Genomic DNA, 22849 nt, shown 5'->3' on the forward strand with positions numbered 1-22849 from the left:
TATCTTCTAAACCTACAAATTCGATGAATTCTTAAAAGACAGTTTTTATTGGAAACAAAAAGACATCCACTATGTGTGTAAATACATAGTGGATGTAAAAAATAAATAAGTTAACTCCATCTTTTAAAGAAATCGAAAAATGAGTTCTTTCCCTTCTTATTTTCTTCAATCGGCTTATTTACAGATTCAGGATGCGTATTCTCCTCTTCAAGGGACGAATGAACCTCATAAGCTGCTCCGGTTTGATACACTTCAACAAACTCCTCTGTTTCTAAAGAAGGAGAATGATAAATGTCAACAGGGTCAGCTATTGTTTCTGAAATGACTTGGTCGAGAGGTTCGCTAACTATTGCTGTAATATCTTGACTAACAGGCTCGCTAGGCAATTCCGAAATAACTTGTTCAAACGATTCTTTAGATATTTGGGAAAACTCAAGATTGTTATCCTCTTTTTCAGAATGCATAACCTCGCTAGGATCGTCTACTATTTCCGTTCCAATGCTAACCGATTCATGAACAATAGAAGAATTATTCTCGATGTTTTCATCACTTGAAGTAGGCTGTACAGCAGATGGGTCATAAATACTTACTGGAACTTCCTTTGCATCCGTGGCATTTTTAAAATGGAAGGTGGATTCAACTGTCGTGTTTCTGTATAAACCATTGTATATTTGGCTTGGGTGCGTATTAATTGATTGAAAATATTGTTGATTAAAATGTCGCTCTTCAGGCTTAGTTGCCTGTAGATCATTGCCAGGAGAAGGAGCGCTATTATTTACATTTAGTTGGTGGTTTGTAGCTTTACCTGCCAAACTTTGCAGTAGTCTATAAGAGGGCTGTGCTGATGTAATCGTCGTTTGATCTGTTGTCTGAGCCATTCTAGGTTGTCTAGGTAAAAGAGTAGCCGAAGTTTGAGAAGGCAATTCAATGGAGGAAGGAATGGTTGTTGTATCATTTTCTTCAACTGTTAATAATTTGTTTAAAACCGCTAAAATCTCTTGATTCATCCCTTCAATGGTTTGATTCAAAGATTCAATCTGTGTTGAAAGAAGCTTTATTTGGTCATCATAGCCTTTTATATACGAATTTTGTTTACTATCTAATGTCTCTGTGATCCCTTCTAAATGGGCCATTTGTGTTTTCAGTCCATCAAACTCCTGCTGCATATAAAGGAAATCTTCAATTGACGTTCCCATCTTTAATGAAGTTAACGATTCTCTGTAGGTTTCAATTTTTTGCTTTAATTTTTCAATTTCTTGAGTGGTATACAATTTTGACTCTTCCATTGTAGTTCACCCCTTTCAGTCCATTATTAGTTTATTAAAAATATTGACTTTCTGTTACAAATATACCGGTCCTTTCAACATTTTAGTCTTCCTATAAAGAAGAAAGTGTGTGAAAAAATGATCCTTTGCTGATTTTAACAAATATCATAAGGAACTATTTGTTAGCCCATGCACTTATAGCTGAAAAACATATGCTACAAACGAAAGATAAAAATTTTATGGAGGTGTCAAAAGGATGCAAGAGCATATGCCATCCCAGGCGCAGGAACTAATTTGTATAAATGTCGATAAGGTATATGACTGGATTGTAAAAGAAATGTCATTTGATATTTCTCCTACTGGAGCAATTACATTCCCAGGCGTAACACCAACGACTGACTTAACTGGTGCAATTGTTACATGTAGAGTAATTCCAGCTGCTACAAACCCAATTGTGATCCTGAACCGTGAGAATCGTCAATTCTCTATTGATGGATCAACTGTTTGTCTGCAACATTTAAATATTCAAAAGAACTTCATTCTAACGATTGTCGTTACTTTACCTAATGGTACTGTTTTCACAAGTGCTGAAATTCCAGTTTCTCGCTGTGAGCAAGTGACATTATGTGCTCCTAAAGGTACAGATGTTGAAATCTTATACACAGATTTAGATTGCTTCGTATGTACAACTGGAACACTTGCAGCTGGAACAGGTACAATTACGTTTTCTGCGTTAACAATTACTGTTGCCGTTTGTCAAAGCATTCAGTCTACATTCCCAGTTACTGTGGAATTCTTAGCAACTTTCTGCGAACCAAGAGCAGACTTACCATTCTCATGTCCAACTGCAGTTCGTCCACAACAGTGCCCTATTATTTTCCCAACTTTAGGTTAACGGTGCTAACAAATAGAGGAAAGTCATATCATGAAGAGAGGATAATCCTCTCTTTTTTTTATTTTAAGTCAGCGGATGTCGCAGATTTCCAAAATAATCTGGATACCATTACGCCTAGGCACAAATGATGGAAAATAGTAAGGAGGTACGGAGTGAAAAATCGTGTAGAAGACAAGATACAGGAATTAAAAGAACAAACAAACGCTTATGTTTATGAAATTAAACAGCTGGTCGAGGGGCTGACCATTCCAAACAGAGTCAACCTCATTAGTTATTTTACAACCTCGTTCAATATTTCTTATGACCCTGAACAAGAAAGTTTATGTTTAGGCTCCTATCATATTCACAATATCGGTAGTACAGCCATTACAAACCCCTATCTGTGTATAACATTACCGAAGGAATCGCCATTTTACTTTTCTGGGAGATATGTTCATGAAAATTTTACGCCAAATTTTAAGACACAGGGACAGAGCAACTGGGAACGTTTTAACGATAAATTAAGCAAAGAGGAGTACTGGCTGAAACCCGTAGGAAAATCAATAATCGAACCGAATGAAACCATTTCATTTACTAATTTTCAAATAAAATGGTCACATAATTTACCATATTCAGGCACTATTATGGGTTTTACATATTGCGATCAGCTTACAGATGGTATTGTCGTTTTAAATCCGATTAATCTCAATGGAATGGGCCAAACACAGGAGGAAGACAATGAGTGAAAATGAAAAACAAGAGTTTGGTAGTGTGCTCCATCAATTATTGAAGGAGCAACTAAGTCGCCGTAATGAACAGGATAATAGCTTTGCATTTCTTGAAAAAAGTACATTACATTTATTAATCGCCTCTCTTGTCTTAGGCGAAAAGAGTGATGCTGAACAATCACAACATCCACAACAAGAAGCGGAGTGGATAAAGCAGTTGGATGAAATACTAGAGGAAAGTAGAATGCAGTTTGAAGAGGTGGTTGATTTACTAAAAAGGTATTCTGGCTAGGGGGTGTGATGATGGACAATGATATTGTAAAAAACAATGATCCGATACAGCTCCAACAAATGATTATTTTTTTAAGGGCCGAATTAGCCAAGTATAAAAATGAAGTGAAAAGGCTTAGAGATAGTGATTATTATGCTTTAGTTCTGCGGCTCGAACGAGAAAATATACAATTAACAAGACTAAGAAAAGATCTTTCGATGGAGCTATTAAAGTTGAAAAGAGACTTTGACAAAGAGCTTCAAGCCTACGATGAAGAAATTCAAAAACGAGAAGGACAAAGAAAAAAACAAATTGCATCCATAGAAGCATTATTAAAGGAAGTTGCCGAATTGCGAGCTGAAAATAAGTCATTGAAGAACAGTGTTCAAGTCTCACATAAAGCTTCGATTGAGACAAATGATAAAGCTATTATTGAAGGTCTAGATAAAAAAATAAGCGACTATACAACAGTAACAGGTAAACAAATGAAGCATATTATAGAGGCGCTAGAAACATATCATAGGGATAAAGTAGAAGCGGACAGCCTTCAACAGCAACTATTAAGAGAGTTGGAGATGAAAAATTTAGAAATTGAAAGATTAACCCATGAATTAGTTGAATTCAAAAATCAAACTGATGATAGTAGCTCATCGATAAAGCAACAAGTCCAGATAGATGAACAAATAAATTTCAGATTAAGGGTGCTCGATGAATTAGATCAAAAATTGAACGAGCTAGCTTTAGAAATCAATAGAAAGCAAGTATAGCTGAAAATTTTATAATGACTGTTTCAAAATGTATACCTTTGAAACAGTCATTTTTTAGTTGCTCGATTGGAAGGGATGTTGGAGGTGCTACGTTTGATGGAAGGGAAAGCTGCTTGAGCTCCGCTCGAGAAGAGCTAAACTTCGTTCTCAAAATAGAGTATGTCGCTCAAAGGTTTGCCAACAGCGCTCTCAAAGTGTGGAAACTGGTGTTAAAGAAAGCCCCATCTGCTCCAAGATTAGATAACCTCGCACATACGATGTTGCCCCTGCTCCAACAATAGAGAAATCCACTCAATAAATGCATCAGCACTACTCCAAATTTATCCCATTGCAAAATTATTTTGTTTCTCTATGGACTGTTACGCGTTTCAGGCGAGGGGAGTATTTTTTAAGCTCCAATCTTTCTGGGTGATTGCGTTTATTTTTAGTCGTTATATAGTTTTTATCACCTGTTTCAGTGCAGGCTAGTGTTATTTGAACACGCATGTATGACCCTCCTTTTAAATAGTAATCGTTACGATTTAAACGATATATTTCTCACCGAATATTGTCAAGTTTATTTTTGTAAGTAATAAAAAGCTTTGCATTTTCCAATATTGTATGATTTAATTACAAATTGTAAATAGTAATGATTACGATTTAAGGAGTTGTAATAATGACAAAGAGAATTCCCGTTACAGTATTGAGTGGTTATTTAGGTTCTGGTAAAACAACTATGATGAATCATGTATTGCAAAACAACAAGGATTTACGTGTCGCGGTTATTGTGAATGATATGAGTGAAATTAATATTGATGCGGAGCTGATTGCTAATGGCAGCGGTATATCGCGTACAGAGGAAAAATTTGTAGAGCTATCCAATGGCTGTATTTGTTGTACATTAAGAGAGGATTTATTGCAGGAGGTGGAACGTCTTGCGAAGCTTGGCAATATTGATTATATTTTGATTGAATCGACGGGGATTAGTGAGCCAATTCCAGTTGCACAAACATTTAGTTATTTAGATGAGGAGCTTGGCATCGATTTAACGAAGTTTTGCCAATTAGATACAATGGTTACTGTCGTGGATGCACATCGCTTTTGGCATGATTTTCAGTCGGGAGAAAGCTTATTAGAACGTAAGGAAGCGGTTGGTGAATTAGATGAACGTGATGTTGCGGATCTGCTCATTGATCAAATTGAATTTTGTGACGTCCTGGTCTTAAATAAGTGTGATTTAGTATCGGCAGAGGAGCTTGAACGGTTAGAACGTATTTTGCGTGCATTGCAACCAGAAGCGAAACTTATTCGTACAACAAACGGTGTCATTGATCCAGCAGATATTTTAAATACAGGTCGCTTTGACTTTGAACGGGTTTCAGAGTCGGCTGGTTGGCTAAAGGAATTAGAGCTTGGTCATGAAAATCATACACCAGAGACAGAAGAGTATGGAATATCTTCATTCACCTATAAAAGCAAAAGACCCTTCCATCCGATGCGTTTTGTTGAGTGGTGTGATCAAATGCCAGAATCGATTGTACGAGCAAAGGGAATTGTTTGGAGTGCAAGACATCAGGATGTTGCACTATTATTATCTCAGGCTGGGTCATCTGCAAAAATTGAACCTGTTTCTTATTGGATAGCAGCCCTACCTAAAGCACAGCAGCAGGATGTATTTCAGCAAAGTCCTGAAGTATTGGAGGATTGGGATGAGGAATTTGGAGATCGAATGACACAGCTTGTTATTATTGGGATTGATTTAAATCGAGAAGATATAATCAAACAATTGGACAACTGTTTATTAACGGATGAAGAGTTCCATAATCCTTGGGAGCGTCTACAGGACCCATTCAACTGGGAATGGCATTAAGAAAAAAAGAAGATTTCGGTTAAGACTCCGAAATCTTCTTTTGAAATACACGATTATAATTAGTAGCATCTCGTAATGCTTTTTCTTCTATAGGAATTCGTACAGAAAGCATTGTAATATTTAATAATGTAAAACAAAATGCTGTAAAGTAAGCCTGAAACATGAGAGGTAGTAAAAGGATTTCCAAACAAACTACCGCATAATTGGGATGACGCATATATTCATATGGCCCTTTACGGACAACTTGAGCATCAGGTAATATAAGAATTTTTGTATTCCAAAAGGAGCCCAAAGAGCGAATACACCAAATCCTTAAGGCTTGCACAGCTATAAATAATAGAAAAAATAATGGGAATAAGGGCGAGATACCATTGTTATTTGTGACGATTTCTACAATTAAAAACAGAAAAAAACTAACATGCATTGTGACCATATAGGGATAATGAGAGGCACCTACTTCATAGGCTCCTTGTGAAAACATCCATTTCTCATTGCGTTTGGCAATGACAACCTCTGTCAGTCTTTGTAGAATGACAATAGTTAAAATAAGATAGAAGATCATGTTACTCCCTCCAGTTTAATAATACAGCTTCTGCACAAAAACCAGGGCCAAGAGCGACGAGTAAACCTGTATCCTCCACTTGTCCTTCATGTAGCATAAATTGCTCTAATACATACAACACAGTTGGTGATGACATATTGCCATGTTGGCGCAATATTTCCCGAGAAATGTCGGTTTTTTGGGGAGACAAATAAAGTGTATCTTCATAAGCTTTTAAAACCTTTTTCCCTCCAGGATGAGCGATGAAATGAGTAAGTTGCTCACTATATAGTCCTTGTTCCATTAAAAATTTTTCAATGAATGGTCCAAGCCAATTAGTAATAATGGCAGGAATACTTTTTTGAAAAATAACATGAAGTCCATTGTTTTTTACATTCCAACCCATCACATTTTCTGAATCTGGCATCCATTTAGAGCCTGTTGCCAAAATAGAAGGTGTTGTTTTTTTTGTATCGATGGTTAAGTCGTCTCCGCAAACGAGAATACAAGCAGCACCATCTGCAAAAAGAGAAGCACCGATTAAATTACTTTTAGAAAAATCATTTGGCTGAAAAGTGAGGCTACATAACTCGACACAAACGACAAGCACCTTCGCGTGTGGATGGGCTTTACAAAAATCAAAGGCTCTACTTACACCTGCTGCTCCGCCAGCACATCCTAACCCCCATAGTGGAATACGTTTCAGTCGATCTGAAAAGGGAAGTTTATTCATCACACGCGCATCAATGCTTGGTGTTGAAATGCCAGTACTACTGACAAAAATGATGGCATCAATCTCTTCGGGAGAAATGGGTGAAGATAAAAAAGCATCATTTTCTAAACATGCCTGGATGACGTTCACGCTGTATTGTGTAGCTAATTCAATATATAAATCATTGCGTTCCTCAAAGGAGTGATTCGTACGATGCCATTCTGATGGAACACAAAAATGGCGGGTGTCGATGCCACCATTTTCAAAAACCTTTAAGTAGCGCTCTAGTTTTGGGATTTTTGCATAGAAAAGCTCTTTCGTTAGTTCCTCTGCATTTGATTGCTGTAATGTGTAAGGTGGTTGATGTGTGCTAATAGAAATGATTTTAGGCAATTCAACATCTCCTCGCATTTAGTGGTCTTGTTTATTCTATGCGTCAAGGATTAGAATAAATGCTTATAAGATTATAATTGACAATTTCTGAAAATTTAGCTATATTGATAACAACTAAATGGAAAGAAGGTGATGTGACATGATGAATAGATCTATTTTTAGCGAACTGCAATTCGGTTTGTTCCATTTCACACGCCTAAAATATACAAAGTGACGCCGTGCTATAACTCGGGGTATTTGTGTATCTTTTAAACGTGCCTGTGAAACCTTGTAACTGCCGAATTGCAGCTACAAGGTTTTTTTCGTGGTTCAAAAAATGCTGAATGACGATAGAGTCTCTGGCGGATATTACAGACATTGCGCTGAGGCGTCAAGGATATGTACGTTTAGGAGGAAAATAAATTGAATTTAACAACAGTAGGTTTTACAACGTATTTTGAAGAGCAAATGATGGAAATGAAAAAACAGCCTAAATTGAAGAATTGTGTGCCAGCGAGGGTTACATTGGAGCATAAGCATTCTTACCGAGTGTTAGCTGAAGAGGGCGAATGGCTTGCGACAATTGCTGGTCATTATGCTTACACATCTTTAGCAAGAGAGGATTATCCAGCAGTAGGTGACTGGGTGCTAGTAGAGAAAATGCCTGGTGAGGAACGTGCCATTATTCATCAATTATTTCAACGGAAATCTGTCTTTTCACGCAAAGTTGCAGGTCTGGAAATTCAAGAACAAATTGTGGCATCGAATGTGGATATTGTGTTACTTGTTATGAGCTTGAACGCTGATTTTAATATTCGACGTTTGGAGCGATATTTAGTAGCTGCCTGGGATTCAGGGGCAAGGCCAGTGATTGTCCTGACGAAGGCAGATTTATGTGAGGATACTGCAAGCTTGGTACAAGAAGTTGAGTCTGTAGCATTTGGTGTAGATATTTTTGTGACGAGTGCTTTATCGGGCGAAGGCTTAATGGAAATTAAGACATTGTTCACGGAGGGAGTGACAGGGGCATTGCTAGGCTCTTCAGGGGCAGGGAAGTCGACCTTAACAAATGCTTTGTGTGGGGAGATGCTGATGAAGGTTGCTGGTATTCGTGAGGAAGATGCTAAGGGTCGTCATACAACTACTCATCGAGAGTTAGTCATATTACCAGATGGGGGCTGTTTAATCGATACACCAGGGATGCGTGAGCTTCAATTATGGGATCAAGGTGATAGTTTAGCTTCCAGCTTTCAAGATATTGAGGAACTAGCAACAGCTTGTCGTTATCGTGATTGTACTCATCAAAAAGAGCCTTATTGTGCTGTCCAGCAAGCTATTGTTGATGGAGAGTTGGATCAATATCGCCTCCAAAGCTACTTTAAGCTCCAAAGAGAATTAGCTTATATGGAACGCAAAACCAATGCACAGGCGAAACTTGAGGAGCAACGTAAATGGAAGCAGATTTCTAAAGGAATAAAAAAAGGTAAAAAATAAGCATTAGGAGCTTAGTTATGACCATTCAACATATTAATCATTTACTATTTTCCGTATCCAATTTAGAGGAATCCATCGCATTCTATGAAAATGTTTTCGATGCTAAATTGCTAGTAAAGGGGAAAAGCACAGCCTATTTTGATGTAAATGGGCTGTGGCTCGCCCTGAATGTAGAGAGGGATATACCACGGAATGAAATCCATCATTCCTATACCCACATCGCCTTTACTATTTGTGAGGATGACTATGACAAAATGTATGATAAATTGCTACAATTAAAGGTCAATATTTTAACAGGGCGTCAAAGAGATGAGAAGGACAAAAAATCGATTTACTTTACAGACCCAGATGGTCATAAATTTGAATTTCATACAGGAACTTTGCAAGATCGTTTGGCTTATTATCAGCAGGAAAAGCCTCACATGACGTTTTTTGATAATTAATCAGGGAGTGATTCTATGAATAAAGCTTTTATTTTTGATATGGATGGCACGTTATTTCAAACAAATCTTATATTAGAGCCTGCGCTCGACGCAACATTTGATGTGCTACGGACAAGTGGCTTGTGGCAAGGAGAAACACCGATAGAAAAATACAGAGAAATAATGGGCGTTCCTTTACCTGTTGTGTGGGAAACATTATGTCCTATGCATGCAATAGAGATACGTGAAGAGAGCAATGTTTTATTCCATGTAAAGCTGATTGAGCAAATACGCAATCATCAGGGAGCTTTATATCCATATGCTGAACAAACTCTTGCAGCATTATCAGAGAATTATCCGTTATACATAGCGAGTAATGGACAGGTTGACTATTTACAGGCGATTGTTGAAACCTATCAATTAGAGCGTTTTATAAAGGGAATCTACAGCATTCAATCTATTGTAAGTGGGCATAAATCAGATCTAGTAAAACGAGTTGTAGAAGAAAATGAAATCCAGAACGGGGTAGTGGTGGGAGATCGTTCGTCGGATATTCAGGCTGCACATGACAATCAACTACAGTCGATAGGCGTTCGTTTTGGCTTTGCACAGGATAATGAATTGCAAAAGGCAGAAATTATAATAGATGATTTAACAGCGTTATTAAACATCACATTCAATTAATTGCTTAAATTTTAATCTTTATCGAAAAATAGAGTTGATTTAACGACAATGATTGCATTTCATCACTAGAAAGCGTAAAATAGTGCCAATCCTATAGGAAAAGCATTGAAAAGGAAAAGTAAATTGGAGCAGCATTTTGTAGAGAGCCTCTGTTGGTGGAAATGAGGTAAATGAACCCTTTTGAAAATGACCTTTGAGCTTCGTACCGAAAGCTTTTTAGCAAGTAGATTACGACGAGATGGGCACTCGTTACAACAGCGGCAGTATCTCTCATTTTGAATGGAGACGTACTGATGGAGACAAATAGTGTGAGCTATTTGTAAATATAGGTGGTAACACGGGTATACTCGTCCTAATCAGATTTGATTAGGACGATTTTTTTTTACCACTTTTTTAGTGAGGGGAGCAAACTAGAATGACAATTGTTATTGGAGGCGCTTGGCCATATGCAAATGGTTCTTTGCATTTAGGGCATGTTGCCGCACTATTACCAGGTGATATTTTGGCTAGATATTACCGACAAAAAGGTGAGCAGGTTTTATATGTATCAGGCAGTGATTGTAATGGTACACCTATTTCTATTCGTGCAGCACAAGAAAATACAACAACAGAGGCCATTGCCAATCACTATCATGCTGAATTTACGCAGTGCTTTCGTGATTTAGGATTTACCTATGATTTATACACTAGAACAGATGCAGAACACCATCATGAATCCGTAAAGGGCCTATTTTTACAGCTACTAGCTAACAATTTTTTATACAAAAAGAAAATTGAACAGGCTTACTGTGAGACAGATCAACAATTTCTACCCGATCGATTTGTTGAAGGAATTTGCCCAAATTGTGGTGCAAAGGCAAGGGGAGATCAATGTGATAACTGCTCAGAAATCTTAGACCCACTGGATTTAATAGATAAACGTTGCAAAATATGTGGCAATGAGCCTGTTATTCGTGAGACAGAGCATTTTTATTTTACCTTTAGTCAATTTCAAGGTAGATTGGAGTCTTATGTGGCAGAAGCGAAGGCCCATAAACGTTGGCGAGATAATGCTTTAGGTTTAACGGAGCGTTACTTGGCAGAAGGGGTTCCTGACCGAGCAGTAACAAGAGATTTACCAAACGGCATAGATGTCCCAGTGCCAGGCTTTGAAGGGAAAAAAATATATGTATGGATTGAAGCAGTAGCTGGTTATCTATCAGCAAGTCTAGAGTGGGCAAAAGAGCATCAAATAGCGATTGAGGATTTATGGAATGAAGAGACCATTTCGTATTATGTCCATGGGAAGGATAATATTCCTTTCCATACGGTTATTTGGCCAGCTATTTTAATGGGAATTGGGGCGCAAGCATTACCAACACATATCGTATCGAACGAATATTTAACATTAGAAAAACGAAAATTATCAACTAGTCAAAATTGGGCTGTGTGGGTTCCGTATATTTTAAGTCGTTATGACGCAGACGCCATTCGCTACTTCTTAACGATGAATGCGCCAGAAAACCGTGATACTGATTTTTCATGGCGAGAATTTATTTACAGTCATAATAGTGAATTACTCGGTGCCTATGGTAATTTTGTCAATCGTACATTGAAGTTTATTGAGAAATCCTTTGCCAGCCAGGTGCCACAGGCTGAAGTAGATAGCAATATTCGTAAACAAACCGTTCAGCTGTTTAATGAAGCGGGCAGGCTGATTGAAGGAGGGCATTTTAAACAAGCGTTAGAAGCCATTTTTGAGTATATTCGAGGGGCTAATCGCTATTTTGACGTACAACAGCCATGGCAACAAGTAAAAGAAAATGTGGAGGCTAGTAATCGTACACTAGCAACCTGTGTCTATATTATTGCTAATTTAGGACAGCTACTGCATCCTTTCTTACCATTTTCAGCAGAGAAGGTAAGGAATATGTTAGGCATACAGGAAATGATGTGGCATGAACAAGTAGAATTGCCTCAAATGATTCAAGCAGTAGCTCCTTTGTTTGAACGTCTTGACATTGAACGAATTGAAGAAGAGTATCAAAAATTAGTGAGGGACAGTCGTTAGATTTGAAAAAGCAGTATGACTCATATGATCTGACCCCAAAAAGATAGATTGATGTCTAATTTTTACGGGGTAGTTCACATACGACATACTGCTTTTTTCAATTCAATTTAATTCATCACAGGTGTTAATTTTGCTACAACAATGCTATTGATAGCATTAATATAGGCTAAGGCACTTGCCTTTAGAATATCAGTATCAGCTGCTTTGGCAATATACTTTTCGCCATCATACTCAATCGTAATTTTCACCTTACCTAAAGCCTCTTTGCCTCGTGAAACACTATTGATATTGTATTCCACTAGTTTTATATCTATGTTTGTAATTTCTGCAATGGCTGAATATAAGGCATCGATTGGGCCAGAGCCTACTGCACTTGCTTTAAAGACTTCGCCGCCTTTACGAACTTTCACACTTGCAGAAGGGAAGCTAGTATTGCTGACGACTTGTAGATCGTCGATATCAAAGAATTGGTCACTATAATGTGTGGCATTTTTATTATTGGCATCATGTTTTTCATAATAGCTTTCCACAATAACGTATAAGTCGTGATCATATACTTCCTTTTTCGCATCCGCTAGCTTTAAGAAGCCTTCAAAAATGCCTTCAAATTCATCTGTAGAAAGATTAGTAAATCCTAATTTTTCAAGGGCATTTTTTACTGCATGGCGACCAGAGCGAGCTGTTAGTACTAGCTCCATATCATCAAGACCTACATCTTCAGGGTGAACAATTTCATAAGCATCACGGGATTTTAGCAAACCATCCTGATGAATACCAGAAGAATGCGCAAACGCATTATCTCCCGTAATAGCTTTATTGACCTGGACATCTAGGCCCATAAAGCTAGAAACAAGGCGTGAAGTATTCATAATCTCTTTTGTATTGATACGTGTCTCAGCGTTGTAGACAGAGCTACGAGTTTTTAGCGCCATGACAACTTCCTCTAATGCAGCATTACCTGCACGTTCACCGATACCATTGATTGTACATTCCACTTTATCCGCCCCATTTTTAATGGCAGCAAGTGTATTAGCCGTTGCCATCCCTAGGTCATTGTGACAATGAACGCTTAGAAGAACGCTATCGTTTAAATTTTTCATACGGTCATTTAATTTAAAAATCATCTCTCCAAATTCTTCTGGTTCTGCAAAGCCAACCGTATCAGGAACATTAATCATAGTTGCGCCAGCTTTCATAACAGCTTCGATTGTTTTCCAAAGATATTCAAAATCTGAACGAGACGCATCCTCTGTGGAATATTGAACTTGCGGCAATAATGATTTAGCGTACTTCACAGCATCTACACCAATTTGTAGAATTTGATCCTTTGATTTGCTGAATTTTTTCTCCACATGAATGTCGGATGTTCCAAGTACCATGTGAATCATTGGATTTTCTGCATATTTTACAGCGTTATAGACGGCATCAATATCTGCCTTCACTGCACGTGCTAATGCTGTAATCATGATGTCGTTCGTGTTGCCGACCTTTTCAGCTACGGCCCTGACAGCATCAAAATCACCTTGTGATGAAGCGGGGAATCCAGCTTCGATAATATCGACCCCTAGTTTTTTCAGTTGCTGTGCAATCTCTACTTTTTCATATAGATTTAGCTTTGCACCAGGCACTTGCTCGCCATCACGTAAAGTTGTATCAAACACCCAAATTTTTCTTCCCATTCTCAAACACTCCTTTTGTCGTAATTAGTATCTAAAATCTACACGTAGGCCAAAGTCATTAAAAAAATAAAAAAACCCATCTCTATATAAAAATAGAGACGAGTTTATGCTCGCGGTACCACTCTAATTGACCTTCTCATTACAGAAAAAGTCCACTTATCGACAGCTATCACTGTCTATCCTGTTAACGGGGGAAACCGACATCCCTTACTACTATGTTCAGGGAGTAGCTCATGGACGAGTTCAAAATGTGTGTCTACCGATTTACACCAACCATCGGCTCTCTACAAGTACACAATCACTTTTACTATTTCCAATCTTGGCCTGCAATGTGTTGTTGAAAGCAATAATACTTGGATATTAACTTCCTGTCAATAATATTCTAAAAATTTTTTTAATTCTGTCTTAAACGATGTGTATCTTATTAATCATTTGATATTTAGTGAAATGTATAGGAAACCACTAAAAATAGTAATTTCTGTGAGATAATAATGGAGTAATTGAACACCATGAAAGGAAGGAAACACCATGAAATTTGTCTTTGATTTAGATGGGACTATTTGTTTTAAAGGGAAACCGTTAAGTGAAGGAATCATCAATGCTTTAGAAGCATGTAGACGGCATGGACATGAAGTGATGTTTGCCTCTGCAAGACCAATACGTGATCTATTACCGGTATTACCAGAATCAATGAGAGTATATCCAATGGTAGGTGGTAACGGGGCATTTGTTGCTCGTGATGGAGAAACAATTGAGGTGACAGCTTTTGCTTCAAAAATAGTGGAGGGTATTCGGCAGATTATTACCGCTTTTCAATTACCATATCTAGTAGATAGTCATTGGGATTATGCTTATACAGGAAGTGAGGATCATCCAATTTATCGAAATCTAGATCCTTTAAAAGCGGCAAAAAAAGTAGCATTGCAGGATATTCATGACATTGTAAAGGTAGTGTTATTTCCAGGGGAACAGCGAGAAGCTGTATTGTCTGAACTACAAAAGCTTCCGGTGAGTCTGTATGAGCATGCTTCAGAAAATATTGTGGATATAAGTCCTAATGGTATTGATAAATGGAACGGCTTATCTAAATTGGGTGTTGCTGCAGGAGAGTTTATTGCATTTGGAAATGATGCAAATGATGCTTCTATGTTTTTGAAGGCGAAGGAAAGTATCTGTGTAGGAGAGCACCAGGTACGTGAAATGGCTACATTACAAGTTCCTAGCGAGGAAGCTGCCGTCATTGAAATGCTTCTTATGCTAAGTGTAAAGTACAGTACATAGAAATATATAACTAAAAAACTGCTCATTTTCTAGAGGCAATAAACCTTCAGAAAATGAGCAGTTTTTATTTAATCTAATTTAAAACGAGAAACTTGCGTGTGAAGCTCTTCTGCCATATTTGAAAGGGTAGCTGCTGAAGCTGCCACTTCTTCAATAGTAGCCAATTGTTCTTCTGAGGCAGAAGCGACATTTTGTAAATTAGATGAGGACATTTGTGCAATCGTTGCTATTTCATCAAAGGAAGCATAAATTTGCTCTGCACTAGATGACATCTCCTCCGACACGGTTGTAGCTTCTTGGATTTGCATGGAAACTTGTTCAATAAGCTCGACAATTTTAGAGAAGCCTTCTTCTGCTACTTTTACAACTTTCATACCAATTTGAACCTCTTGCGTACCGGTATCCATCACGGTCACAGCACGATTTGTATCTTGCTGAATTTCAGAAATTAAAGTAGCAATTTGCTCCGCGGATTTTTTCGATTGCTCTGCTAACTTTTTCACTTCATCAGCAACAACGGCAAAACCACGCCCATGATCGCCTGCACGAGCCGCTTCAATTGCAGCATTAAGTGCTAATAAATTTGTTTGTTCAGCAATATCCGTAATAATCCCAATAATATTGCCAATTTCAATAGAATGTTCATCTAAATTTTTCACAACACTTGCCGACTCTAAGACGGCTGTATTAATTGTTGTCATCTGAGAAATGACACGATGTAATGAATCATTGCCTTTCTTAGCTTCTGAATTCGTTTCGATTGCCAGTTCAGAAACCGCAGCCGTCGTAGAAGCTAATTGCTGTATGCCCTTTGTCATATTTTTCATCGCTTCAGAGCTTTCTGAGGCATTTTTTCCTTGGGCTTCAGAGCCACTAGCAACCTCTTGAATAGAAGAAGTGATTTGTTCTGTAGCCTGTATAGTTTGGTCTGCACTTGCTGTTAACTCAGCAGCAGAGCCACTAACTTGCACTGTGTTTTGACGGACATTTGTAATTAAATCCTTTAAATTTGCAGCCATTTGATTAAAGGCAAGGGCTAAGTCACCCACCTCATCACGGTTTTTAATACGAATTTGTTCGGCTGTTAAGTCGCCTTCCGCTATTTTTTTAGCAGCTTTAGCCATGCCATTAATAGGGCGGGACATTAGGCTTCCTACAACCATTGCAATTATCAGACTTATGACAACAGCAAAGACCCCAAGTAGAAGCATTTGGAGTTTAATATCTTGAATTTGTTTTGATGTAGCAGCCATTTTTTTATCAATATAGTCACTTTGATAATTTGAAAGGTTTTCAACGCGTTCATCAAACTGTTTAATGATTAGGCGTCCTTGAGTACTATCAAGTTTTTCATACTTTTCAGTTTCTCCTTCAGCCTTTAACGCAAACATACGGTCAGCGAATTGTTGGACACTTTGCTCACTTTTGTTAATAGCCTCTAAGAATTTTATTGATTCATCAGAATCTAAAGTAGCCATCAACTCTTCAGATTTTTGCTTAAATTCCTCGCGAGAGTCCTGATTGCTTTGATAATTTTGCTTGTCTCCAAGCAGTAAATAGCCACGCATACTAACAATTTCTTGTTTTGCAATAACTCGTAATTCCTGAATACTGATTGATTTAGTTGTTTGTTCCTCCAGTAATGTACGATAGGTCTTATTTACAGAATCTAGCTGTTTTATATTTAAACCAATTGTCGTAACAAGCACTAAAATCACTATAAAAAAACCGAGTAATAATTTCTTGTAGATAGTAAATCGCATAGTTGAAATGTCCTTTCTCAGTAATTAGTAGAAATGTTACAAAATAATGAAATATGTATATATATCATTTATATCAGATTATACGGATTTTACAAAGTATTATGAGTATTTTTACTGTAATTAATAGTTTGAAGATAATATCAATTTATATGTGATGTGATAAAAAAAGGAGATTTTATAGATAAAATATTAATAATAATAGAGATGGTTAATGATATCTATTGAATATTAAGCCAATTTTCATAAATTTTGAAACTTTATTTATAGTAGTTACGTAGAAGGAGTAATGGAAATGAATAGGGGTGAAGGAAATGTATAGACCAATTTTAAAATTACCCAAAACAAAATCAGAGAAAATATGGAATTATTGGCGGAGGTATATTTGTTGTATCCATCATCTATATTATATTTGCATGGTTCGAATTACCTAATGAAATTCCTGCGCACTTTAATGGTGTAGGCGAGGTAGATCGATGGGGCTCAAAGGTAGAGTTATTTATTCTTCCATTCATTGGTTTATTTTTATGGATTGTCATGGGACTACTAGAAAGGGCCCCACATATGCATAACTATCCAGCACGCTTGAATGAAAACAATGTAGAAGCATTCTATTTAAATAGCAGAAAAATACTAAATGAAGTGAAAAACCTCTGTCTTATTTTCTTCGCATTTATATCATTCCAAATGGTTCGTATTGGTCTTGGTGAAACAAATTCGTTAGGTTGGTGGGTCTTACCTGTCATCCTATTAGGAACTGCTATTCCGATTATTAAAGGGATAATTGCGACTGCCAAAATAAAATAATAGGTAATAACGTAAACGCTTGAAATTTTTCAGGCGTTTATTTTTTATACCCAAGTTTTCAATAATTCAGTATACTAACAAAACTAAGATGAAAATGTATCAGTACATTATTAGCTGCCAAAAAGGAGATAAAGGTACAGTAAAATGGTGTTAAAGCTAGGCAAAAGGAATTTAAACTGAAGGCTGAATTAGCAGTTGTTATAATCAATAAACCTCGTGATTTGTTAGTTAGAAGTTCTGGTAAAGCACCATTTAATCGAATTATTTCATTTGTGTTCTCTAGTGATGAGATGGTAAATTATTTACAAAAAGTGTTAAAGAGGACTACGCTAGGAGTGAAGGTAGTAAACTACATGATAAAAGTGAGGCAAAATATGAAAAATGTATATATGGAGCAAGTCGAAGAAAAATGGCGTGATGCTTTTAGTGAGCTTGTTGCTGCCGTAGAAACGAATGTACCAGATGGATTTGAACAAACAATGCAATATGGAATGGTCAGTTATGTGGTACCATTAACATCCTATCCTGAGGGTTACCATGTGACACCGAATACGCCATTACCTTTTATTAGCCTAGCTGTACAGAAGCGTCATATTGCACTCTACCACATGGGTATTTATGCAGATCCAGCATTGCTTTCTTGGTTCCAAGAGGAGTATGCAAAGCGAGTGCCCACAAAATTAAATATGGGGAAAAGCTGTATTCGATTTACAAATGCCAAAAATATTCCATTTGATTTAATCGGTGAGCTTGTGTCAAAAATAACCCCTGCGCAATGGATTTCACATTATGAAGGAGTGAAAAAATAGATGAAAAGCGCGACTCCATTTTTAATGTTTCAAGGGCAGGCCAATGAGGCGATTGAACAATATAAGAAGTGGTTTCCAGATTTAGAAGTTGTTAGCTTAGCGTATATGGATAATTCACAACAGGTAGCAATGGCAGTCCTCCATTTAAAGGGATTAAAATTGCTGGTGAATGATAGTGCCATTCAACACGAGTTTACGTTTACTCCATCAACATCAGTCTTTATAGAGTGTGATTCGGAGGAGGAAATAAACCGTTTTGTTGCCCAAATGCTAGAAGGCGGCCAAGCATTAATGCCACTTAATCATTATGGTTTTTCTAAACAGTTTGCATGGATTCAAGATCGTTTTGGCATGTCCTGGCAATTATCGTATGATTGATGAATTAGGAATATAAATAATGAAAAGAAAACAAAAAATAGTAGTAAAAGGGGAATTGAGGATGGCGGTAACTTTAGTGAAGCATGATATTAAATATGCTGAGGCGATGCATGAGTTATCTTCTATGCCGCAGGTGCGAGATGCCCTCGGGTTACCTGCTGGTAAGGTAGAAGATACCATTAATTTTATCAAACGTGAATGTGTGGACGAGGAAGAGGGGAAGACGGTTCCTCGTGTAGTTTTGAATGAGGAAGGGCAACTGATTGGTGTAACATCCCTAATGTTTATAGATCATGATAAAAAGAGCTGTCATATTGGCTCTTGGCTAGGTCACCAATTTTGGGGGAAAGACTATAATCTTGAAGCCAAAACAGCTATCTTAGACATTGCATTTTTCGAGCTAGGACTAGCACGGGTTTTTGCTGGGGCTCGGAAGGTAAATATCCGATCACAAAAAGCACAAGAAAAACTGCCTTTTATTCGATTAGGTGTGGAAAGTAAATATCCAGAGGAGCATTCATGGTTGGAGGTGAAGGAAAAACAACCGTGTGTGTTAAATGTCTTTGAACGTGAAGATTTTGTCCGTTATCGAATATCCCTACAGAAGGTAGATGGCAATCGTGAAGATTTTTTACCACAATTAATGCTAGCTGATGAAAGTGAAATGGTAGTTCGAGAATACTTAGATAAAGGCACTTTATTTGAAATTAAGTGTGGGGAGCTGCTGGTGGGGGTGGCGTTAGTCATTGCGCAATCTGATACAACGATCGAGTTGAAGAATATTGCTATTGTGCCAAAGTACCAAGGGAAGGGAATGGGCAAAGAGGTATTACGACAACTCACTGAAATATGCCAGAAGGAAGGCTATCAAACAGTGCTTGTTGGAACAGCCAACTCAAGTATTGATAATATTGCCTTTTATCAAAAAGCAGGCTTTCGCATGGAGGCTATTGAAAAAGATTTCTTCCGCCATTATCCAGAGCCTATTTATGAAAACGGCATTCGCGCATTAGATATGATTTTCTTTTCAAAGGCATTATAAGTATCTTCATAAAGAAATACCCGTTCAACAAAGGTTGAGCGGGTATTTTTATTTCCCAAGCAGAAGAGCCATTAACTTTTCTTTGGAATGTAAGAAATCGTCTAATGTATAGCGATCTAATACGTTCAAATAGGCTTGTAAAGCTTCATACAGAACACCTTTCAGCTGACATTCTGGGGCTATTTTACATAGATTATTTTCTTTATCGAAACATTCTACAAGATGAAAATCTTCTTCTGTATGACGAACAATTTCACCGATAGTAATGGTTTTTGGATCGATGGCTAAGCGAATGCCACCACCACGTCCACGAATCGTTTCGATATACCCTAATAATCCAAGCTGATGTGTCACCTTCATTAAATGGTTTTTCGATATATTATAAGCATCTGAAATCTCTTGAATAGTTGATAATTGACCATCTTCCTTCGCACCTAGATAAATAAGAGTACGCAGAGAGTAGTCTGTGTATAAAGTTAAGCGCATCAGAACACCCTACTTTCTATAATTCAAAATAATTATAGCATTTTTACATTGAAGTATAATATTTTCAAACCATTTTTAAAGATGTATTTAAAATACATTAATTATGTCCATTTTGTTAAAGATGTATTTAAAATATTGCTTTAAGAAAATGAAAGGGTTATATTGTAATCACGAAAGGATGGTAAGCGATATGTTAAAACAAGAAACAATTCAAATTATTAAAGCAACAGTACCTGTATTAGAAGTTCACGGTGTTGAGATCACGAAGACGTTTTACAAAAATATGTTTCAAGCTCATCCAGAATTATTAAATATTTTTAATCACACGAACCAAGAACAAGGTCGTCAGCAAACAGCATTAGCTAACACTGTTTATGCTGCTGCAGTTCATATTGAAAATTTAGAAGCAATTTTACCAGCAGTAATGCTTATAGCACATAAACACCGTAGTTTAGGTATTTTACCTGAACATTACCCAATCGTTGGGGAAAACTTATTAAAAGCTATTAAGGAAGTACTTGGTGACGCAGCAACCGATGACATTATTAATGCATGGGCTGAGGCATATGGCGTTATAGCAGATATTTTCATTCAAGTAGAAGAAGAGTTATACCAGAAAACTGAGAATAACGGTGGATGGCGTTTATTTAAACCATTAAAAGTGGCGAAGAAAGTAGTTGAAAGTGACTTAGTTACATCCGTTTACTTTGTGAATGAAGATGGCTCACCACTGCCAGCTTATGAACCAGGTCAATATATTAGCATCCGTGTGAAAGTGCCAGGCGAAGAGTATTTGATGAACCGTCAATACACACTTTCACAAGCGAATGCAGAAGACGGCTATCGTATTTCTGTAAAACGAGAAAGCGATCATACGCCAAATGGTAAAGTTTCAAACTATATTCATGATGACTTACAAGTAGGAGATTTAGTTGATGTAAGTGCTCCAGCTGGGTTATTTGTTTTAGAAGAAACGGCTGCACCAATTACATTTGTAAGTGGTGGTATCGGTGTAACACCTTTAAACAGTATGTTGCAATCTTTACATGATGATGCAGTGAATGAAGTAAACTTTATCCAATGTGCTCGTAATGAGAAAGTTGTAGCGTTCAGCGATGACATTCAGGAGAAAGTAAAGGTACTACCGAATGCATCCTATACAGCTTTATTCTCTGAAGAAGATAAGCTTATTACAAAAGAGTTATTAGCAGAAAAAGTTGCTAATAATGCAGATGTTTATGTATGTGGGCCTGTAGGCTTTATGGAAGCTGTTATTAAAAACTTACAGGAAATTGGCGTGAAAGATGAAAAAATTCACTATGAATTCTTCGGACCAGCCATGCAATTAGCTAAATAATATAATGTGTAGGTCCCTGTTATGAGTTACAACTCGTAACAGGGATTTTTTGCGGACAATCCTGAGAGATGGATTAAATCTGAAACGAGATGAGTGAAGCGGTATGACGGAAAGAGCGAAACTATGAAAAAAAGTAGGGACTTTCCCGTTGACAATATACCTTATGGGGTATATTATAAATCACGTAAGCAAGTTCAATCAATCGTTATGGAGGGGGGCGCAAACAGCATGGCTTATGGTTCTAACACAGCAAATCGTGTGAAACGTATGGAAGGCCAATTACGGGGTATTTTACGTATGATGGAAGACGGTCAAAACTGTAAGGATGTGATAACGCAGCTATCTGCCGTACGTTCCGCGGTTGATAAGACGATAGGTGTTATTGTTAGTGAAAATTTATTGGAATGTGTATCAACAGCTAAAGGTGATACAGAAAAAATGAATTTCGCTATTCAAGAGGCAATGGATTTAGTTGTGAAAAGTCGATAGTTTTGATATACCCCAAAATGTATAAAGAAGGAGAGTGATCACATGGAAACATGGATTGTTATTGCGCTTATCGCAGCGTTTTTCATTTGGCGAATGAAGCCTACTAAAGGTGTTCATTCAATTTCTGCTGCACAATTAAAAAATATGCTTAATGATAAAGATAAGGTATTTATTGATGTGCGTACACCAGCTGAGTATAAGGGACGTAACATTCCGCAATTTAAAAATGTTCCGCTTGGATCAAGCTTTGACAAACTACCAAAGGACAAAGAAATTATTGTCATTTGTCAAAGTGGAATGCGAAGTAGCCAGGCTTGTAAGAAACTAAAAAAACAAGGCTTTAAGCATGTTACCAATGTTCGTGGCGGAATGAGTGCATACTAGGAGGAGGAAAAATGAAGGAAATTACAGCAAAAGAAGTTCAACAAGCTATGGAGCAGGGAAGCAAGTTGAATCTTATTGATGTACGAGAGGTAGATGAGGTAGAGACTGGTCATATTCCAGGTGTTATTCATATCCCGCTCGGATTATTAGAGTTTCGACTACATGAATTAAATAAGAATGAGCCGTATATTATGGTTTGTCGATCAGGTGGACGTAGTGGTCGTGCTACTCAAATACTAGAAAGTAATGGCTTTATTGTATCCAACATGGCTGGTGGTATGCTTGCTTGGGAGGGTGCAGTAAAAATATAGAGCATAGATATATTTTTTTAGTAAAAATAATACCCAT

Annotated in this window: 24 protein-coding genes, 1 pseudogene and 2 other annotated features; of the genes and pseudogenes, 18 read left to right on the top strand and 7 right to left on the bottom strand. The window is 37.3% G+C overall.

Annotation, left to right across the window (positions count from 1 at the left end; translation table 11 throughout):
• Positions 1-110: 110 nt before the first annotated feature.
• Positions 111-1286, bottom strand: a complete 1176-nt coding sequence (locus CRI88_RS17365; RefSeq protein WP_058843894.1) for a hypothetical protein — start codon at positions 1284-1286, stop codon at positions 111-113.
• Positions 1287-1521: 235 nt separating this feature from the next.
• On the opposite strand from CRI88_RS17365, the gene CRI88_RS17370 reads away from it, so the two are divergent.
• From CRI88_RS17370 to CRI88_RS17385, 4 genes are all read left to right on the top strand, one after another.
• Positions 1522-2160: a BMQ_0737 family morphogenetic spore coat protein gene (locus CRI88_RS17370; protein WP_036128625.1), complete on the top strand. Its 639-nt coding sequence runs from the start codon at positions 1522-1524 to the stop codon at positions 2158-2160.
• 152 nt (positions 2161-2312) lie between these two features.
• Entirely contained in the window at positions 2313-2885 is a 573-nt protein-coding gene (locus CRI88_RS17375) for a hypothetical protein (protein WP_036128622.1), read from the top strand.
• The gene (locus tag CRI88_RS17380) at positions 2878-3159 is read left to right on the top strand and encodes a hypothetical protein (RefSeq protein WP_036128620.1); all 282 of its coding nucleotides are present in this window, start codon (positions 2878-2880) and stop codon (positions 3157-3159) included. The genes CRI88_RS17375 and CRI88_RS17380 overlap by 8 nt, the downstream gene beginning before the upstream one ends.
• Before the next feature lie 8 nt (positions 3160-3167).
• The gene (locus CRI88_RS17385; RefSeq protein ID WP_257982953.1) at positions 3168-3905 is read left to right on the top strand and encodes a hypothetical protein; all 738 of its coding nucleotides are present in this window, start codon (positions 3168-3170) and stop codon (positions 3903-3905) included.
• Between the two features lie 336 nt (positions 3906-4241).
• On the opposite strand, the gene rpmG is transcribed toward CRI88_RS17385, so the two are convergent.
• Positions 4242-4391, bottom strand: a complete 150-nt coding sequence (gene rpmG, locus CRI88_RS17390) for a 50S ribosomal protein L33 (protein ID WP_036128616.1) — start codon at positions 4389-4391, stop codon at positions 4242-4244.
• A 169-nt stretch (positions 4392-4560) separates the two neighbouring features.
• Between rpmG and CRI88_RS17395 the strand changes: the two genes are divergently transcribed.
• The gene (locus CRI88_RS17395; protein WP_101966887.1) at positions 4561-5754 is read left to right on the top strand and encodes a GTP-binding protein; all 1194 of its coding nucleotides are present in this window, start codon (positions 4561-4563) and stop codon (positions 5752-5754) included.
• 19 nt (positions 5755-5773) lie between these two features.
• On the opposite strand, the gene CRI88_RS17400 is transcribed toward CRI88_RS17395, so the two are convergent.
• Both CRI88_RS17400 and CRI88_RS17405 read right to left on the bottom strand, forming a co-directional pair.
• Positions 5774-6316, bottom strand: coding sequence for an isoprenylcysteine carboxyl methyltransferase family protein (locus CRI88_RS17400; protein ID WP_101966888.1), 543 nt, complete (start codon positions 6314-6316; stop codon positions 5774-5776).
• A 1-nt stretch (position 6317) separates the two neighbouring features.
• A complete protein-coding gene (locus CRI88_RS17405) occupies positions 6318-7400 on the bottom strand; it encodes a type III polyketide synthase (protein WP_036128609.1) in 1083 nt (360 codons plus the stop codon).
• Positions 7401-7802: 402 nt separating this feature from the next.
• On the opposite strand from CRI88_RS17405, the gene rsgA reads away from it, so the two are divergent.
• The 4 genes from rsgA to metG all read left to right on the top strand — a co-directional run bounded on the left by rsgA (position 7803) and on the right by metG (position 12029).
• Positions 7803-8873 (top strand): ribosome small subunit-dependent GTPase A, encoded by a 1071-nt coding sequence (gene rsgA / locus CRI88_RS17410; RefSeq protein WP_058843898.1) that lies wholly within the window; start codon positions 7803-7805, stop codon positions 8871-8873.
• Between the two features lie 17 nt (positions 8874-8890).
• The gene (gene fosM, locus CRI88_RS17415; RefSeq protein ID WP_101966889.1) at positions 8891-9316 is read left to right on the top strand and encodes a FosM family fosfomycin resistance protein; all 426 of its coding nucleotides are present in this window, start codon (positions 8891-8893) and stop codon (positions 9314-9316) included.
• A gap of 15 nt (positions 9317-9331) precedes the next feature.
• Positions 9332-9979 (top strand): HAD-IA family hydrolase, encoded by a 648-nt coding sequence (locus CRI88_RS17420; RefSeq protein WP_101966890.1) that lies wholly within the window; start codon positions 9332-9334, stop codon positions 9977-9979.
• A gap of 96 nt (positions 9980-10075) precedes the next feature.
• Positions 10076-10337, top strand: a binding site (T-box leader).
• A gap of 57 nt (positions 10338-10394) precedes the next feature.
• Positions 10395-12029: a methionine--tRNA ligase gene (gene metG / locus CRI88_RS17425; protein WP_089933745.1), complete on the top strand. Its 1635-nt coding sequence runs from the start codon at positions 10395-10397 to the stop codon at positions 12027-12029.
• Between the two features lie 107 nt (positions 12030-12136).
• Here metG and CRI88_RS17430 read toward each other — a convergent pair whose 3' ends face one another.
• Positions 12137-13708 carry a 2-isopropylmalate synthase gene (locus tag CRI88_RS17430; RefSeq protein ID WP_101966891.1) on the bottom strand — a complete coding sequence of 524 codons (1572 nt, stop codon included), beginning with the start codon at positions 13706-13708 and terminating at the stop codon, positions 12137-12139.
• A 91-nt stretch (positions 13709-13799) separates the two neighbouring features.
• Positions 13800-14038 (bottom strand) — a binding site (T-box leader).
• Between the two features lie 198 nt (positions 14039-14236).
• On the opposite strand from CRI88_RS17430, the gene CRI88_RS17435 reads away from it, so the two are divergent.
• Positions 14237-14989: an HAD-IIB family hydrolase gene (locus CRI88_RS17435; RefSeq protein WP_101966892.1), complete on the top strand. Its 753-nt coding sequence runs from the start codon at positions 14237-14239 to the stop codon at positions 14987-14989.
• A gap of 68 nt (positions 14990-15057) precedes the next feature.
• Here CRI88_RS17435 and CRI88_RS17440 read toward each other — a convergent pair whose 3' ends face one another.
• Positions 15058-16752 carry a methyl-accepting chemotaxis protein gene (locus tag CRI88_RS17440; RefSeq protein ID WP_036128588.1) on the bottom strand — a complete coding sequence of 565 codons (1695 nt, stop codon included), beginning with the start codon at positions 16750-16752 and terminating at the stop codon, positions 15058-15060.
• A gap of 311 nt (positions 16753-17063) precedes the next feature.
• On the opposite strand from CRI88_RS17440, the pseudogene CRI88_RS17445 reads away from it, so the two are divergent.
• The 4 genes and pseudogenes from CRI88_RS17445 (at position 17064) to CRI88_RS17460 (ending at position 19785) form a co-directional block, all read left to right on the top strand.
• Positions 17064-17556: pseudogene (locus tag CRI88_RS17445) on the top strand (DUF1648 domain-containing protein).
• 374 nt (positions 17557-17930) lie between these two features.
• Positions 17931-18365: a DUF1801 domain-containing protein gene (locus CRI88_RS17450; protein WP_170829872.1), complete on the top strand. Its 435-nt coding sequence runs from the start codon at positions 17931-17933 to the stop codon at positions 18363-18365.
• Positions 18366-18743, top strand: coding sequence for a VOC family protein (locus CRI88_RS17455; RefSeq protein ID WP_089933750.1), 378 nt, complete (start codon positions 18366-18368; stop codon positions 18741-18743).
• 61 nt (positions 18744-18804) lie between these two features.
• Entirely contained in the window at positions 18805-19785 is a 981-nt protein-coding gene (locus CRI88_RS17460) for a GNAT family N-acetyltransferase (protein ID WP_058843905.1), read from the top strand.
• A gap of 48 nt (positions 19786-19833) precedes the next feature.
• On the opposite strand, the gene CRI88_RS17465 is transcribed toward CRI88_RS17460, so the two are convergent.
• Positions 19834-20271, bottom strand: coding sequence for an Rrf2 family transcriptional regulator (locus CRI88_RS17465; protein WP_036128579.1), 438 nt, complete (start codon positions 20269-20271; stop codon positions 19834-19836).
• Between the two features lie 190 nt (positions 20272-20461).
• Here CRI88_RS17465 and hmpA point away from each other — a divergent pair, with 190 nt between their 5' ends.
• The 4 genes from hmpA (at position 20462) to CRI88_RS17485 (ending at position 22812) form a co-directional block, all read left to right on the top strand.
• Positions 20462-21628, top strand: coding sequence for an NO-inducible flavohemoprotein (gene hmpA, locus CRI88_RS17470; protein WP_036128577.1), 1167 nt, complete (start codon positions 20462-20464; stop codon positions 21626-21628).
• Between the two features lie 228 nt (positions 21629-21856).
• The gene (locus CRI88_RS17475; protein ID WP_101966893.1) at positions 21857-22117 is read left to right on the top strand and encodes a metal-sensitive transcriptional regulator; all 261 of its coding nucleotides are present in this window, start codon (positions 21857-21859) and stop codon (positions 22115-22117) included.
• Between the two features lie 42 nt (positions 22118-22159).
• Positions 22160-22501 carry a rhodanese-like domain-containing protein gene (locus CRI88_RS17480; protein WP_058843907.1) on the top strand — a complete coding sequence of 114 codons (342 nt, stop codon included), beginning with the start codon at positions 22160-22162 and terminating at the stop codon, positions 22499-22501.
• A gap of 11 nt (positions 22502-22512) precedes the next feature.
• Positions 22513-22812: a rhodanese-like domain-containing protein gene (locus CRI88_RS17485; protein WP_036128571.1), complete on the top strand. Its 300-nt coding sequence runs from the start codon at positions 22513-22515 to the stop codon at positions 22810-22812.
• Positions 22813-22849: the final 37 nt, after the last annotated feature.

The sequence above is a fragment of the Lysinibacillus fusiformis genome (assembly GCF_002845985.1).
In the GTDB taxonomy this organism is placed as follows: Bacteria; Bacillota; Bacilli; order Bacillales_A; family Planococcaceae; genus Lysinibacillus; species Lysinibacillus fusiformis_D.

What these genes read in the sequence shown, in the direction of transcription:
- CRI88_RS17365 (WP_058843894.1), bottom strand. Translation starts at nt 1,286, where the DNA reads ATGGAAGAGTCAAAATTGTATACCACTCAAGAAATTGAAAAATTAAAG.
- CRI88_RS17370 (WP_036128625.1), top strand. Translation starts at nt 1,522, where the DNA reads ATGCAAGAGCATATGCCATCCCAGGCGCAGGAACTAATTTGTATAAAT.
- CRI88_RS17380 (WP_036128620.1), top strand. Translation starts at nt 2,878, where the DNA reads ATGAGTGAAAATGAAAAACAAGAGTTTGGTAGTGTGCTCCATCAATTA.
- CRI88_RS17385 (WP_257982953.1), top strand. Translation starts at nt 3,168, where the DNA reads ATGATGGACAATGATATTGTAAAAAACAATGATCCGATACAGCTCCAA.
- rpmG (WP_036128616.1), bottom strand. Translation starts at nt 4,391, where the DNA reads ATGCGTGTTCAAATAACACTAGCCTGCACTGAAACAGGTGATAAAAAC.
- CRI88_RS17395 (WP_101966887.1), top strand. Translation starts at nt 4,561, where the DNA reads ATGACAAAGAGAATTCCCGTTACAGTATTGAGTGGTTATTTAGGTTCT.
- CRI88_RS17400 (WP_101966888.1), bottom strand. Translation starts at nt 6,316, where the DNA reads ATGATCTTCTATCTTATTTTAACTATTGTCATTCTACAAAGACTGACA.
- fosM (WP_101966889.1), top strand. Translation starts at nt 8,891, where the DNA reads ATGACCATTCAACATATTAATCATTTACTATTTTCCGTATCCAATTTA.
- CRI88_RS17420 (WP_101966890.1), top strand. Translation starts at nt 9,332, where the DNA reads ATGAATAAAGCTTTTATTTTTGATATGGATGGCACGTTATTTCAAACA.
- metG (WP_089933745.1), top strand. Translation starts at nt 10,395, where the DNA reads ATGACAATTGTTATTGGAGGCGCTTGGCCATATGCAAATGGTTCTTTG.
- CRI88_RS17430 (WP_101966891.1), bottom strand. Translation starts at nt 13,708, where the DNA reads ATGGGAAGAAAAATTTGGGTGTTTGATACAACTTTACGTGATGGCGAG.
- CRI88_RS17435 (WP_101966892.1), top strand. Translation starts at nt 14,237, where the DNA reads ATGAAATTTGTCTTTGATTTAGATGGGACTATTTGTTTTAAAGGGAAA.
- CRI88_RS17440 (WP_036128588.1), bottom strand. Translation starts at nt 16,752, where the DNA reads ATGCGATTTACTATCTACAAGAAATTATTACTCGGTTTTTTTATAGTG.
- CRI88_RS17450 (WP_170829872.1), top strand. Translation starts at nt 17,931, where the DNA reads ATGAAAAATGTATATATGGAGCAAGTCGAAGAAAAATGGCGTGATGCT.
- CRI88_RS17455 (WP_089933750.1), top strand. Translation starts at nt 18,366, where the DNA reads ATGAAAAGCGCGACTCCATTTTTAATGTTTCAAGGGCAGGCCAATGAG.
- CRI88_RS17460 (WP_058843905.1), top strand. Translation starts at nt 18,805, where the DNA reads ATGGCGGTAACTTTAGTGAAGCATGATATTAAATATGCTGAGGCGATG.
- CRI88_RS17465 (WP_036128579.1), bottom strand. Translation starts at nt 20,271, where the DNA reads ATGCGCTTAACTTTATACACAGACTACTCTCTGCGTACTCTTATTTAT.
- hmpA (WP_036128577.1), top strand. Translation starts at nt 20,462, where the DNA reads ATGTTAAAACAAGAAACAATTCAAATTATTAAAGCAACAGTACCTGTA.
- CRI88_RS17475 (WP_101966893.1), top strand. Translation starts at nt 21,857, where the DNA reads ATGGCTTATGGTTCTAACACAGCAAATCGTGTGAAACGTATGGAAGGC.
- CRI88_RS17480 (WP_058843907.1), top strand. Translation starts at nt 22,160, where the DNA reads ATGGAAACATGGATTGTTATTGCGCTTATCGCAGCGTTTTTCATTTGG.
- CRI88_RS17485 (WP_036128571.1), top strand. Translation starts at nt 22,513, where the DNA reads ATGAAGGAAATTACAGCAAAAGAAGTTCAACAAGCTATGGAGCAGGGA.